Here is a 13,833-nt window from a genome sequence, read left to right as displayed (position 1 = left end):
TTCACTCGCTCAAAGTCAGGTGTTCCAGCAGGCGCCGCGTGGCCTGTGACATGGGATGCTGGTTGCTGGTGCATAACTTGAGGTTACGGCTGGCCCAGAGGTCATCCAGTGCGATGGCCTTGATGCGTTGGGTGTTTACATAGGGACGGGCAATATCCTGAGGCATGATGCCGATACCCAGATCCTGTTCCACCATGCGCAACAAGGCTTCATAGCTGGTGACCTGAATACGCATGCGGAACGGCTTTTCCGCAGCGGAGGCCGCGTGCAGCAGTTTGTTGTTGATGGCACTGCCGGTGTGCAGGCCCACATAGTCATACTGCAACGTATCCACGAACGAGAGTTGCTCGAAGTCCGCCAGAGGATGCTGGTTGGCCGTGATGACGACCAGCCGGTCGGACAGGTAGGGATGTATCTGCAGGTTCTCGGTGTTGCCCAGCACTTCGGTAAAGATACCAATGTCGGCCTGGTTCTGGCTGACCGTCTCGATGATCTCGGAGCTGATCTTCTCTTCCAGCTGGATTTGAATCAGCGGATGCTGGTCCAGGAAGGCTTTCAACTGGCTGGGCAGGAACTGGGTGATGGCCGAGATATTGGCGACGATTCGCACCTCACCGCGTACCCCCTGAGAGTATTCATGCATGCGGGCATGCACTTCATCGAGCTGATGCAGCACACTGCGTGACAGCTGGGCCAGTGCCTTGCCGGCCTGGGTGCCTTCGACACCGCGGTTGGTGCGGGTCAGCAATTGCGCATTGAGGTTGGCCTCCAGTTCGCTGATACGCTTGCTGACAGCCGAGGCAGCAATGTGCTCCTGATCGGCGGCTGCGGCAATGGTGCCGGTTTCCAGAACACGAACAAAGAGGCGCAAAGAGGTGGGGTCCAGGCGCATACAACAGCTCCGAGTAAGGAAGGGGAGCTCGATTCTATGCGCTTGGATAGATCCCTCGCAATTGTCTATTTGGCGCGATGCAGATGGACATCCAGCTGCGGGAAGGCGATCTCGATACCCTGTTCGTTGAACAGTTCGTTGATCGCCTTGTTCAACTCGCCGGTAACCGGCACTCTGTCGGCCATACTGCTGACAAAGACGCGCAGATCGATATTCAGTGTGCTGTCGGCAAACTGGCGGAAGTAGGCGTCCGGCTCCGGATCATCCAGCACCCGCTCGTTGGCCTGTGCCGCCTGTAGCAGCAGCTTCTCGGCCAAGGCGACATCGCTACCATAGGCCACACCGATGGTAATCACCACGCGGGTGGTGGCATCGCTGAGCGACCAGTTGATCAGCTGCTCGGTGATGAAGGTCTTGTTGGGAATGATCACCTCCTTGCGATCCCAGTCGGTGATGGTGGTGGCGCGGATCTGAATGCGCGACACGGTGCCGGTCACGTTGCCCAGCGTCACCGTATCGCCGATACGGACCGGCTTCTCAAACAGGATAATCAGGCCGGACACGAAGTTGGCCACAATCTCCTGCAAGCCAAAGCCCAGCCCCACACCCAAGGCCGCTACCAGCCACTGCAGCTTGCTCCACTGCACACCAAACTGGCTGATGGCCACCAGCACACCGACCATGATCAGGGAGTATTTCAGCAGGCTGGTGATGGCATAGCCGGTTCCGGGTGACAGGTCCAGATGGCGCAGGGCCAGCAGTTCCAGCAGGCCGGGCAGGTTCTTGGCCGCCAGCAGGCTGACCAGAATGATCAGGGCGCCCACCACCAGGTCACGCAGGGTGACATGGGTGAGGACTTCCTGGTCACCATTGACCTCAAAACTGCTCCATAGCTGAACGCTTTCCAGTACCTGCAGGGTGGGCAGGAAATCACCCAGTGTCAGCCACAACGAGGTACCCAGCAACACGACAATGGCGGTTTTAAGCAGCACACGGGACTGGTCCGAGATCGCCTGAAGATCCAGGTAGTCCTCGCTCAAGGGTGGGGTTTCCTCCTTGTTCTCACGGGCCGCCAGAATTTCGGCACGGCGCGTACGGGCACGGCTGAAGGCCAGCCGGCGCTCCTCGATCAACAGCCAGCGCAGCCCCAGTTTGAACAGCAGGAAGGTTCCGGCACCCTGCAGAATCACCACCAGCAGGATCAGCATGAAGAAGAGCGCGGTGAGGGTGTATCCCCAGAGCCCCAGACCAAACATGACCAGGTTGAACGCCAGGATCAGGCCGATCCACAGGTGGGCATTGAGCCACCAGTGGCGCTGCTGGGTCAGTTGCTCAAAGGTGTGGCTCACCTTCCAGAAGCCCCGCCAGAACAGCATCAGGCTGGCGACCAGCGCCAGGAACAGCAAACGGCCAAGCCCGCTCTGCAGCTCGATGGCGTTGTAGTTATCGGTGATCAGCAACAGGGACAGCAGAGGCAGTGATACCCAGAACAGCAGGTGCAGCTGTCGGCGCATCACCTTTGCCAGTACGGCGGGGACGGAAAAGTGGCCGCACAAAAGCCCATCGGGCACTTTCAGCCAGAGCAGTGCCATCAGGTAGCATTGCAGGCTCAGGGCCCAGAGCAGCAGCAACTGGCTGAACAGCATATGGCTGGGATGCCCGGTGTTGAGGCTATAGCTGCGCAACAGCAGCAGTAGTGCCGGCACCGGCGCGGCTACCAGTACGCCTGACAGCAACAGCCTCAGGGTGCGGCCAAAGCGGTCATGCACCACATTGCCAATCTGTTGTTGCCAGCGCTGACGGTTGTTTTTCTGATAGCGGTGAATGAAGAACGCCAGAATCAGCAGCAGGATCGTGAAACCGAGCAGGGAACCAAGGTTGGCATCCTCGGCCAGCATCGGTGTGGCCCGAAGCTGCTGAACCTGGGTTTTGAACAGATCCAGTCCGGCGGCAATTTCGCCCGGCCACTGCCAGGAGACCGGTGGCGATACCGGTAACCAGAGCAACTGACGGTTGATCAGGTGGCGGGCCTGTTGCAGGCGCTCGTTGAACTGCTCCTTCACGGCCAACAGTTGCGACAGTTCGCTAAGCAGCTGTTGGCGGCCATCCTGTAGCTGGTTGCGCAGTGCCTGTTGGTTTTGAGTCAGCTGGGCATGGTAATCCCGTTGCACCTCGCTCAAATCACTGTCGGCAAGGGTATCGGCACCTGCCTGACCCAGGCGGCTGAACTCCAGACTGCTGAGGCGCAACTCATTCAGGGCGCGGTGGGTGGCGTTGAGATCGGCCGGGCGTGAAAGCTCAAGGGTGAAACGGCGCAGATCATAGCTGGCGCTGTAACTTTTCAGTTCCAGTTGCTGCTGAATGACCTTGTAGCCCTTGCTGAGCAGATCCAGCTTGTGCTCCAGTGCGGTTCGCTGCTGCTGGGTTTTGCTGGCGCGTTCGAGCAGGTCGCTGACCTCCTTGCTCATGCGGCGATTATCCTGCAGCAACGCCGACAGTTGAGGGTGCTGAAGGGCCGCATTGACCGGTTCTTTCAGGTTGCTCAGTGTCGTTTCCAGCTCCTCGCGCAGCATCTGTTTGCGCTGGTTGAGCATCGCCTCCAGATCAAGGCTGGCTTGCTTCAGCTGGAGTTGCAGCTGCTCCAGTTGCAGCTCGGCCAGTTCGGTCTGGCCCGGCAGTGCCAGCAATTCCAGTTCCAGAGCACGAACGTGGCTGCTTTTGCTTTCCTGCAGGGCGTTCTGCAATTGCAGGCGGGCATCGTTGAAAGCGCGGCCGCTTTGCTCGGGCGGCACAGGGGGCAAACTGGGCGAAGACTGTTTCAGCTCCGCCAGTTGCTCGCGCAGACTCAGCTGTTTCTGTTTGTTGAGCTCAATCTGCTGTGCCTTTTCCTGTTGCTGTTGTTCCAGCTCCAGTACCGAGGCGCGCTTGAGGATAATCGCCTGCTCCAGATCGGAACGGCCTAGATCCCGGTAATTTCTGTCCTGCTCGCTGTTACGTGCCTGTTCCAGTAATTGCTGCTGGCGCTTCAGCTCATCCGGCTGCCGCTCCAGCTGTTTTTGCAGGGTGTCGGCTCTTTCCTGATATTGCTGACGGTTCTTCAGGGCGCTCAGTGTTTTCTGATACAGCTCCCGCAGTGCCGCCTGTTCACCCTCGGCATCAGCCTGCTGCTCGATCAACTGTTCGAGTTGCGCAATGTCTTCCTGCGGGGAAGCGGCTACAGTTAAAGAACAGGCCAGCAGCATGCTCAGCATCAATAGCCAGTGGTGGATTAATCGTTTTGTCATCATCCTGTCAAGATCAGCTCATGGAGTGGAGGCACTATAGGGATAGCGTAAACAGAGCATAGGAGCATGACCGTGAACAGAACAAGAATAATAGCGTCGGATAATCATGCCGCAGCCAATTTTCATCCCTGCCGGCTGCGTGAGTCACTGGATTCCTTTATGCCGGGAGTTCAGACACTCTGCAATACTGAACTTCAGACGTACCTGGATTTTTATGGCCTGCAGCCAGCGATTGCGATGTCGACCTACAACATGGGCGTTGAGCTGCTGGGCGATACCCAGCTGGTGGTGCAGCACTTCAGCCGTGCCCACAGCCGTGGTACCGCGATTCTGGTACATGGCTATACCGATCATGCCGGTTTGTTTCGACACCTGATTACTCATCTGTTGCAGCAGCACTGGGATGTACTCATTTTTGATCTGTCCGGTCATGGCCTGTCTGGAGGCCAGCGGCTGCAGATCGACAGCTTCAACACCTATGCCCGGCAGCTGGCGGGGCTGCTCAAACGGCACCAGCATCGCCTTCAGGCGCCCTGGGTCGGTATCGGTCAGAGTACCGGCAGTGCCATTCTGCTCAAGGCGCAACTGCAGCAATGCTTAGGTGGCCTGCCCATGGTGGACCAGATTCTGCTGTCGCCCCTGATTCGTCCTTATCAGTATCAGCGTGTCGAGCGCACCTATCGCTGGCTGCACTGGTGTATTCGTCGGGTGCATCGCGAGCCAACGGAAAGCTCCAATGATGCGAGCTTCACCGAGTTTGTGCGTCATCAGGACCCCTTGCAGGAACATTTTGTCGATGTGGGCTGGGTCGGTGCCATGCTGGACTGGGTTGAACAGGCTGAAACCGCTGCTCCCCTGGACCATTCGGCCCTGATTATTCAGGGGACTGATGATCGCACACTGGACTGGGAACATAACCTGGATGTGCTGGCTGGCCTGCTGCCCAATGCCAGCATCGAGCGGCTGACGGCCGCACGCCACCATCTGGTGAATGAAGCTGAGCCCTGGCGTCAGGAGGTGTTTGATCGCATCAGCGCGCGCCTGCGCCGCTGCAATGCAGGGTTTCCCATGGCGGTTGGCAGTTAAGACAGGCCGCTGAAACAGAAAAGGGGCAACCTTGCGGCTGCCCCTTTTCGGGTCAATCAATCTGGCAAAAAGCGATCAGAACAGACGGCGGCAGCGGATGGTGCCGGTGATCTGCTGCAGTTTGTCCAGTGCCAGCTTGGAGCAGTCGGCGTCGACATCGACCACCACGTAGCCAACGGTATCGTTGGTCTGCAGGTACTGACCGGAAACGTTGATGCCGTTTTCGGAGAACACGGTGTTGATCTGGGTAAGGATACCCGGGATGTTCTCGTGTACGTGCAGCAGACGGTGCTTGTTCGGGTGTTCCGGCAGCGCCACTTCCGGGAAGTTCACGGAGGTGATGGAAGAACCGTTGTCGCTGTACTTGACCAGCTTCTCGGCCACTTCGTAGCCAATGTTTTCCTGGGCTTCCATGGTGGAGCCGCCCACATGCGGGGTCAGGATGACATTGTCGAATTCACGCAGCGGGCTGATGAATTCGTCGTTGTTGCTGCGCGGCTCGACCGGGAATACGTCGATGGCAGCGCCCAGCAGTTTGCCGGCTTTCAGCGCGTCGCACAGGGCGTCGATGTCGACAACGGTACCACGGGCGGCGTTGATGAAGATGGCGTCCTGCTTGATCTGTTCGAACTGGGTCTTGGCCATCATATCCTTGGTCGCAGCCGTTTCCGGTACGTGCAGGGTGATGATGTCACACATGCCCAGCAGTTCCGGCAGGGAGCTGACCTGCTTGGCGTTGCCCAGCGGCAGTTTGGTGATGACGTCGTAGAAGTAGACATCCATGCCCAGACCTTCGGCCAGTACGCTCAGCTGGGAGCCGATGCTGCCGTAGCCGACGATACCCAGCTTCTTGCCGCGGATCTCGTAGGAGTTCTTGGCGCTCTTCTGCCACTCACCACGATGAGCCTTGGCATTCTTTTCCGCGACGCCGCGCAGCAGGATAATCGCTTCTGCCAGTACCAGTTCGGCTACGGAACGGGTGTTGGAGTAGGGCGCATTGAATACCGCGATACCGCTTTCGGTTGCCGCTCGCAGGTCCACCTGGTTGGTGCCGATGCAGAAACAGCCGACAGCGACCAGCTTCTCTGCTGCTTCAAACACCTGACGGGTCAGCTGGGTGCGGGAACGGATGCCGATGAAGTGGACGTCACGAACTTTTTCGATCAGTTCCTCTTCCGGCAGGGAACCGGTGTGGAATTCGATGTTGGTGTAGCCCTGCGCGTTCAGCGTGTCGATCGCGGACTGGTGCACGCCTTCCAGCAACAGAATCTTGATCTTGCTCTTATCCAGAGAAGTAGTTTTGCTCATCTTCTGCGACTCATGCTGCAGCTGGGCGGTGGAAATTCGTCCAGCCAAGGGAAAAATTGAGGCGCAAGTATAGCACAAGGTCGAAGGTTTTTTTGTGGCAGGGCAAGATGCGGTGCGGAAAATTATTCAGCTCAACTTGAGCCGGACTGAAGGGAAACGCTGCCGGGACCAGTCAGCCCGGCAGCGGTACCGCGATCAGCTGTAGTAGCAGAGGTAAGCGGTCGGTGTTTCGATTCGGGCGTCGAAGGAGTCACCGGCGGTGATGTTGAACTCGGTGCCGGCGGGGAATTCGGTCCACTCGTCGCTGCCCGGCAGGCGCACGGTCAGCTGGCCGGCGGTCACGATCATGCGCTCGTTCTGGCTGGTGCCGAAGGTGAATTCGCCCGGCATCATGACGCCAGAGGTGGCCGGACCTTCCGGTGTTTCAAATGCTATGGATACGACCTTGCCGTCGAAATAGGTGTTGGTGCTGAGCATGGGCTCTCCTTATCAATCTGTCGCTATTGGCAGCCTGCTCGGCCGCTATGGGGACGGCAAGCATAATCCGCTCGCTCCTCGGCGTCATCTGTTTCCGTTTCCGGCCTGCTCCAGTACCAGGTCGGCAAAGGTCTGGTTGGCTCGTGACAGTCGATGGCCCTTGCGCCAGGCCAGTGACAGATCAAGCCAGACCGTGGGCGCGAAGGGGACGGCGACCAGCGCCGGATCATCGGCAACCACCATCTCCAGCAGGGTGGTGATACCGAAGCCGTGGGCCACGATCTGTTTGATCAAGGGAATCAGGTTGGTTTCAAAGCCGATTCGGGGTGTCACGCCGGCTTTCTGGCTGATCTGGTCAATCACTTCACGATGGAAGTAGCCTTCCTTGAACAGCACCAGTTCTTCGGCAAAAAAGGCGTCATAACTGATGCTGTCTGCCTCCGCCAGGGCATGGTCGGCGGGCAGAATTGCGACCATCTGGGCGCCGAGGAAGCGGTGGGTTTCCAGGTCGTCGGGCGGATCATCGGTGACGATGACGCCCATATCGATCTCACCGGAATGGATCATCTGCTGCAGTTTGCGGGTGCCGGCTTCCACCACTTCCAGGCGAATGCCGGGGTAGCGGTGGCGAAAAGCCATGAGAATGGGCGGAAAGTAATAGGAGCCCAGCATACTGGGAATGCCGACGCGTACTTCGCCCCCTTCCAGTGTGTGCAGTTCACGCATGTCGCGCTCGGCATCCGACACCGCCTGAACAATGGTGCGGGCATGGCGCAGCAATACTTCGCCTTCGTCGGTCAGGCGTACCTGCTTCCCCTGACGATCAAACAGGGGCAGGTCCAGTTGCTGTTCCAGCTTGCGGATCGACATGCTGATGGCCGGCTGGGCGATATGCAGCTGCTCGGCAGCGGCGGTAAAACCGCCGGTTTCGGCAACGGTCAGGAAGTATTTCAGGCTGCGTAGGTCCATATCAATTTCCGTTATGGAATACATAAAATCTATATATTTAAATGATTTTAGTCCGCCTGCTATTGTGCCGCCATATCCTTCGTCCACTTCGCTACAGGACAGCTCAATGATCGTTTCCGGCAGCAGCGCCTTCTGGCGTGCGACTCTGGCGTTATGCCTGGGGTCCTTCATGATTTTTGCCAACGTCTATATCACTCAGCCACTGCTGCCGATGCTGGCGCAGGCGTTTGAGGTGTCGGCGCTGGAAGCAGGCTGGACCTTCACCGTCACCACGCTGACGCTGGGGCTTTCGCTGCTGATCTGGGGGCCGCTGTCTGATGCGCTGGGCCGACGCTGGATCATGTTGCTGACCATGGGCGGTGCCACGCTGGTAACGCTGATGCTTTCCTTCATCGAGCATTACACCGCCATGCTGGCGTTGAGGGCGGTACAGGGCGTGCTGCTGGCGGGGCTGCCGGCGGTGGCGATTGCCTGGATGGGCGATGAGTTTGAACGGGAGGCCATGCTGGTGGCTGTGGGCCTGTATATCGGCGGCAACAGCCTGGGGGGTATCAGCGGACGTTTGATCGGCGGGTTTGTCGGTGACTGGCTGGGCTGGTCCAACGCCTTCCTGGTGATGACGCTGGTGAGCCTGTTCTGCCTAGTGGTCTTTGCACTCCTGCTGCCGGAGTCACGTCATTTCCGACCTCAGCCACTGAAGCCGGGGCGCATGCTGGCGGACTTGGGCAGTCATCTGCGGAATCCCGTGCTGCTGCTGGCCTATCTGATCGGTGGCTTTAACTTCTTCATTTTCATCAACCAGTACAGCTACATCACCTTCGTCCTGTCCGAGGCTCCCTACAGCCTGCCGGCCAGTGTGCTGGGTATGCTGTTCCTGACCTATCTGTCGGGCACCTTTGGTTCTGCCATCTCCGGCAAGGTGGGGCAGAAGCTGGCGCAGCCATTATGTATGGCGCTGGGGGTTCTGATCCTGATGACCGGCACGCTGTTGACGCTGTCCGATACGCTTTGGTTGATCATTGTCGGTTTTCTGGTGAACAGCTTCGGCTTCTTCTTTGCCCACTCCAGTGCCAGCAGCTGGGTCAGTCAGAACGCCCGGCATGCACGCGCGAGTGCGTCTTCCCTGTATCTGCTGTTCTACTACACCGGCGCCAGCTGTGGCGGTTTTTATCTGCACCCCTTCTGGGAGCGCCTGGGTTGGCAGGGCGTGGTGCTGGGGTCATTGATTGTGCTGGCCGGTACGCTGACATTGAGCCTGGTGCTCTATCGTTTACAGCAGACGCGCCTGGCGGCTGCCCCGGCCTGATCTGTTAAACTGTGGACAAAACCGGTTGTCAGGAGATCTGCAAAATGAGTTATCAACATCGTGCGGCGGGTGAGCATGAGCTGGACCTGCCGCTGGGTAAGGTGGTCTGCATTGGCCGCAACTACGCCGACCACGCCCGCGAACTGAACAACCCCGTTCCCACCGAGCCCATCCTGTTTATCAAGCCCGCGACTTCCGTGGTGCCGATGGAAGAAGCTTTCACGGTTCCCGAAGGTAAGGGTGCGGTGCACTTTGAAACCGAGATGGCAATTCTGATTGGCGAAACCCTGAAGGATGCGAATGAACAGCAGGCGATGCATGGCATTGCCGGTATAGGTCTGGGCCTGGATATGACCCTGCGTGAAGTGCAGGACAGTCTGAAGCAGAAGGGACAGCCCTGGGAAAAATCCAAGTGCTTCGATGGCGCCTGCCCGCTGTCGGCGTTCCTTTCACCTGCGTCTGTAAATGACCTGGCCGACGTTCAGATCCGTTTGACGGTTAACGGTGAGGTACGTCAGGACGGTAATTCGGCACAGATGCTGACGCCGGTGCTGAAGCTGCTGAGCTATGCCAGCCAGTGGTTCACCCTGGAGCCTGGCGATGTGGTGCTGACCGGTACACCGGCGGGAGTCGGGCCGGTTAAACCGGGCGATCAGCTGCGTGTGGAACTGGTAGACCTGCTGCGGGTCGAAACCTCGGTTAAAGCGCTCGGTTAACTTCCGGGTTGGCCAGCGCCATTCATCGACAAGGACTGACGCTCGTAACGAGCGGCTGAGGGGACTCTATGCTCTGGTTTAAAATGCTCCATATTCTGGCCATGACCAGCTGGATGGCGGGAATTTTCTATCTGCCGAGAATATTTGTGCATTATGTGGAAGGCCGTGAGGCAGGGCAGGATGTGGCCCGTCTGGAGATCATGGCGCGCAAGCTCTATGGCTTCATGACCATTATGGCCGTGTTCACGCTGGGGTTGGGGCTTTGGCTCTGGCTGGGATATGGCTTCAGCGGGGGCTGGCTGCACGCAAAGCTGATGTTTGTAGTCTTTTTGATTGGCTACCATGTTTGGTGCCGTGCCTACCTGAAACAGCTTCAGCGCGGTGAGTTGAATCGCAGCGGTCGCTACTTCCGCTTGTACAACGAATTGCCGCTGCTGATTTTTATCCCGATTCTAATTTTTGTGGTGGTGAAACCCTTTTAAGACATCAGGGTCAGTCAGGCTGCTCAGTGCTTGAGTGGCCTGAACGCTGCTGCTCCAGCTGTGCGATGCGTGCCTCCAGGCGGTCACTGGCATCGCGTAGCTCATCCACTTCATCCTGCCAGATTTCGATCTCAACCCGCGTTGGCAGCAGACGCGCTTCCTCATGCAGGTATTCTTCCAGACTGAGCATCAGGCTGTTGCCGCTGTAGCGTAGTTGTTGAGTGGCCGAGCGAAGCAGGTTAGCCAGCGGGTGTGCTGCAGTATCGCCGATCAGGTCGGCCAGCCAGGCTTCCCAGTCGATCTGACTATCGGCCAGAATCTGCTGCAGGCGGTGTACCAGGCCGCTGTTACCTTCGATGCTCACGCCGCGGCCGAACAACACCTGATTGCCGGCCTGAGGCAGGCGCATCAGGTTGAAGGCAGAACCGCGAATGCAGGCGTCCGGCTCGGTAGCGCTTTCTGCCAACAGGTCGATGCCCTGTGCATGCGGCAGCAGGTAAAGATGGCACTCGGGACGGCTGCACTCGATGCGGATTTCGCGTCCGGACAGTGACTCCAGCTGTTTCAGCGTCACCGGATCGCGCGCCAGTACACGATTGAGGCTTTCTTCCGCCAGTGTCAGCAGGGTTGCATTGATCATTCCTGTGGCCATGAATGTGCTCGCTTCAGAGGGCTGGGTTCAGGGGCGTGCTCAGGGCTTGATGCCGGTATGCAGGGCCACGACACCGCCGGTCATGTTCTGGTAGCGCGTGTTCACGAAGCCTGCGTTATCCATCATCCCTTTCAGGGTTTCCTGGTCCGGGTGTTTGCGGATGGATTCAGCCAGGTAACGGTAGCTTTCGGCGTCACCGGCGATCACCTTGCCCATCTGCGGCAGGATGTTGAACGAATAGAAATCGTACATCTTGGTCAAGGCCGGGTTATCGGTCTTGGAGAACTCCAGAATCATCAGCTTGCCACCGGGCTTGAGCACGCGCAGCATGGAAGCCAGAGCGGCATTCTGGTCGGTGACATTGCGCAGGCCGAAGGCGATGGTGATGACATCGAAGGTGTTGTCATCGAACGGCAGGCACTCGGCGTTGGCCTGAACGTACTCCACGTTACCGGTAACGCCGGAGTTGAGCAGCTTGTCGCGGCCCACCTTGAGCATGGAGTCGTTGATATCGGCCAGCACCACTTTGCCTTCCTGACCCACCATACGGGCAAATTTGCGCGTCAGGTCGCCGGTACCGCCGGCAATATCCAGTACCTTGTGACCGCGACGCACACCGGACTGGTCGATGGTGAGGCGCTTCCACAGGCGGTGGATGCCGCCGGACATAAGGTCATTCATCAGATCATACTTGCCGGCCACCGAGTGGAAGACATCGGCGACACGCTTTACCTTCTCTTCGACCGGGACGTCCTGATAGCCGAAGTGAGTGGTTTTCTTTTCGTTCTGCTCTGACATGATTCTCTGTCCGACTGTTACTCAAAAGATGCCCGCATTCTACTCCGCAGAGAATAGTTTGTCGCACTGGTGTGAGGCTTAGCCCCGGGCGATCAAGCCATTGTCACGCGAAGCACCGGCTGCTTCCAGCTGTTGCAGGTAACGCTGCCAGTATTCGTCCTGATTATGCGTCAGGTCATGCAGGTATTCCCAGGTATAGAGGCCTGAGTCGTGACCATCATCAAAGCTGATCTTGAGGGCGTAGTTGCCGGCGGGCTCAACACCCTTGAAGCCGACATGTTTCTTGCCTGTTTGCAGCACGCCGTTGCCGATACCGTGTCCACGCACTTCGGCCGAGGGTGAATGTACGCGCAGGAATTCAGCGGTCAATTCATAGCCGCCATCAGCGTAGATCAGCTCCAGGGTTTTGGACTTCAGGTGTAACTTGATATCGGAAGGCAGGGGAACCGAGGTATTCATGGTGGGGCTCCGTAAGGAACCGGAGCAGCATGGCTGCCCCGGCAGTCAAAAAGATCGAGAGTCTTACAAAATGTAGTGACTCAGGTCTTCATCATGGCTCAGTTCATTCAACTGTGCATCCACATACGCAGCATCAACGACAACGGTTTCACCGTGCTTGTCGGAGGCCACGAATGACAGGTCGTCCAGCAGACGTTCCATCATCGTGTGCAGGCGACGGGCGCCGATGTTTTCGGTCTGCTCGTTCACTTCGTAGGCCAGTTCAGCGATGCGGGCGATGCCGTCATCGGTGAACTCGACAGTGACGCCTTCGGTCGCCAGCAGTGCCTTGTACTGCTCGGTCAGTGAGGCTTTGGGCTCGGTCAGGATGCGACGGAAATCTTCCGGCGTCAGCGCGTTCAGCTCGACGCGGATCGGCAGACGGCCCTGCAGCTCCGGAATCAGATCGGACGGACGCGCCAGGTGGAAGGCACCGGAGGCGATAAACAGGATATGGTCGGTTTTGACCATACCGTACTTGGTGCTCACGGTGCAGCCTTCGATCAGCGGCAGCAGGTCACGCTGTACGCCTTCACGGGAGACATCACCGCCGCTGTTGCTTTCACCGCGCTTGCAGACCTTGTCGATCTCGTCGAGGAAGACGATACCGTTCTGCTCTACCATCTCAACGGCTTTCTGCTTGGTCTCTTCTTCCTTGATCAGGCCGGCTGCTTCTTCATCGGTCAGCAGTTTGAAGGCATCCTTCACCTTGAGGCGCTGGCTCTTCTTGCGGTCCTGACCCATGTTGGAGAACATGTTCTGCAGCTGGCTGGTCATCTCTTCCATGCCCGGAGGGGCCATGATTTCGACGCCCATGGGCTGCTGGGAGACCTCGATATCGATCTCCTTGTCATCCAGCTGGCCTTCACGCAGCTTCTTGCGGAAGATCTGGCGAGTGGCGCTGTCGGTTTTGCTCGGCTCTTCCTCATTGCCATAGCTGGTCGGGCGAGCCGGCGGCAGCAGGGCGTCGAGGATGCGCTCTTCGGCAGCTTCTTCGGCGCGGAAGCGAACCCCTTCCATTGCCTGTTCGCGTACCATTTTGACGGCCATCTCGACCAGGTCGCGGACGATGGTTTCCACATCGCGGCCGACATAGCCGACTTCGGTGAACTTGGTCGCTTCGACCTTGATGAACGGCGCGTTGGCCAGTTTGGCCAGACGGCGGGCAATTTCGGTTTTACCAACGCCGGTGGGGCCAATCATCAGAATGTTTTTCGGGGTAACTTCCGGGCGCAGCTCTTCATCCAGCTGCATGCGACGCCAGCGGTTTCGCAGAGCGATGGAGACGGAGCGCTTGGCGTCGTCCTGACCGATGATGTGACGGTTGAGTTCATGCACGATCTCGCGCGGGGTCATGTTGGACAT

The 13,833-nt window shown here is 58.3% G+C and carries 13 protein-coding genes; 4 read left to right on the top strand and 9 right to left on the bottom strand.

The genetic code is table 11. The features are described from left to right. Position 1: 1 nt before the first annotated feature. Both BW956_RS19015 and BW956_RS19010 read right to left on the bottom strand, forming a co-directional pair. Positions 2-892: a LysR substrate-binding domain-containing protein gene (locus BW956_RS19015; protein WP_076465366.1), complete on the bottom strand. Its 891-nt coding sequence runs from the start codon at positions 890-892 to the stop codon at positions 2-4. A 65-nt stretch (positions 893-957) separates the two neighbouring features. Continuing rightward, entirely contained in the window at positions 958-4,176 is a 3,219-nt protein-coding gene (locus BW956_RS19010) for a mechanosensitive ion channel domain-containing protein (protein WP_175612047.1), read from the bottom strand. A 72-nt stretch (positions 4,177-4,248) separates the two neighbouring features. Here BW956_RS19010 and BW956_RS19005 point away from each other — a divergent pair, with 72 nt between their 5' ends. Then, positions 4,249-5,262, top strand: coding sequence for an alpha/beta hydrolase (locus tag BW956_RS19005; RefSeq protein ID WP_175612046.1), 1,014 nt, complete (start codon positions 4,249-4,251; stop codon positions 5,260-5,262). 75 nt (positions 5,263-5,337) lie between these two features. Here the strand turns inward: BW956_RS19005 and serA are convergent, their stop codons facing one another. From serA to BW956_RS18990, 3 genes are all read right to left on the bottom strand, one after another. Further along, a complete protein-coding gene (gene serA / locus BW956_RS19000; RefSeq protein ID WP_010324725.1) occupies positions 5,338-6,570 on the bottom strand; it encodes a phosphoglycerate dehydrogenase in 1,233 nt (410 codons plus the stop codon). 195 nt (positions 6,571-6,765) lie between these two features. Then, positions 6,766-7,047 (bottom strand): pyrimidine/purine nucleoside phosphorylase, encoded by a 282-nt coding sequence (gene ppnP / locus BW956_RS18995; protein WP_010324724.1) that lies wholly within the window; start codon positions 7,045-7,047, stop codon positions 6,766-6,768. 84 nt (positions 7,048-7,131) lie between these two features. Continuing rightward, entirely contained in the window at positions 7,132-8,016 is an 885-nt protein-coding gene (locus tag BW956_RS18990; protein WP_010324723.1) for a LysR family transcriptional regulator, read from the bottom strand. A 106-nt stretch (positions 8,017-8,122) separates the two neighbouring features. Here BW956_RS18990 and BW956_RS18985 point away from each other — a divergent pair, with 106 nt between their 5' ends. From BW956_RS18985 to BW956_RS18975, 3 genes are all read left to right on the top strand, one after another. Further along, on the top strand, positions 8,123-9,322 hold the full coding sequence (locus BW956_RS18985; RefSeq protein ID WP_076465357.1) for an MFS transporter: 1,200 nt from the start codon (positions 8,123-8,125) through the stop codon (positions 9,320-9,322). 44 nt (positions 9,323-9,366) lie between these two features. Then, positions 9,367-10,038, top strand: a complete 672-nt coding sequence (locus tag BW956_RS18980) for a fumarylacetoacetate hydrolase family protein (protein ID WP_076465354.1) — start codon at positions 9,367-9,369, stop codon at positions 10,036-10,038. 68 nt (positions 10,039-10,106) lie between these two features. After that, a complete protein-coding gene (locus tag BW956_RS18975) occupies positions 10,107-10,520 on the top strand; it encodes a CopD family protein (protein WP_010324720.1) in 414 nt (137 codons plus the stop codon). Between the two features lie 10 nt (positions 10,521-10,530). On the opposite strand, the gene BW956_RS18970 is transcribed toward BW956_RS18975, so the two are convergent. The 4 genes from BW956_RS18970 to hslU form a co-directional block, all read right to left on the bottom strand. Beyond that, positions 10,531-11,172, bottom strand: a complete 642-nt coding sequence (locus BW956_RS18970; protein WP_083703153.1) for a ubiquinone biosynthesis accessory factor UbiJ — start codon at positions 11,170-11,172, stop codon at positions 10,531-10,533. Positions 11,173-11,211: 39 nt separating this feature from the next. Beyond that, the gene (gene ubiE / locus BW956_RS18965; protein WP_076465348.1) at positions 11,212-11,970 is read right to left on the bottom strand and encodes a bifunctional demethylmenaquinone methyltransferase/2-methoxy-6-polyprenyl-1,4-benzoquinol methylase UbiE; all 759 of its coding nucleotides are present in this window, start codon (positions 11,968-11,970) and stop codon (positions 11,212-11,214) included. A gap of 78 nt (positions 11,971-12,048) precedes the next feature. Continuing rightward, positions 12,049-12,429, bottom strand: coding sequence for a gamma-butyrobetaine hydroxylase family protein (locus BW956_RS18960; protein ID WP_010324717.1), 381 nt, complete (start codon positions 12,427-12,429; stop codon positions 12,049-12,051). 63 nt (positions 12,430-12,492) lie between these two features. After that, positions 12,493-13,833, bottom strand: a complete 1,341-nt coding sequence (hslU, locus tag BW956_RS18955) for an ATP-dependent protease ATPase subunit HslU (RefSeq protein WP_076465345.1) — start codon at positions 13,831-13,833, stop codon at positions 12,493-12,495.

Source organism: Marinobacterium stanieri, from assembly GCF_900155945.1.
GTDB classification, from domain to species: Bacteria; Pseudomonadota; Gammaproteobacteria; order Pseudomonadales; family Balneatricaceae; genus Marinobacterium; species Marinobacterium stanieri.
This window is presented reverse-complemented; position numbering and strand designations above follow the sequence as displayed.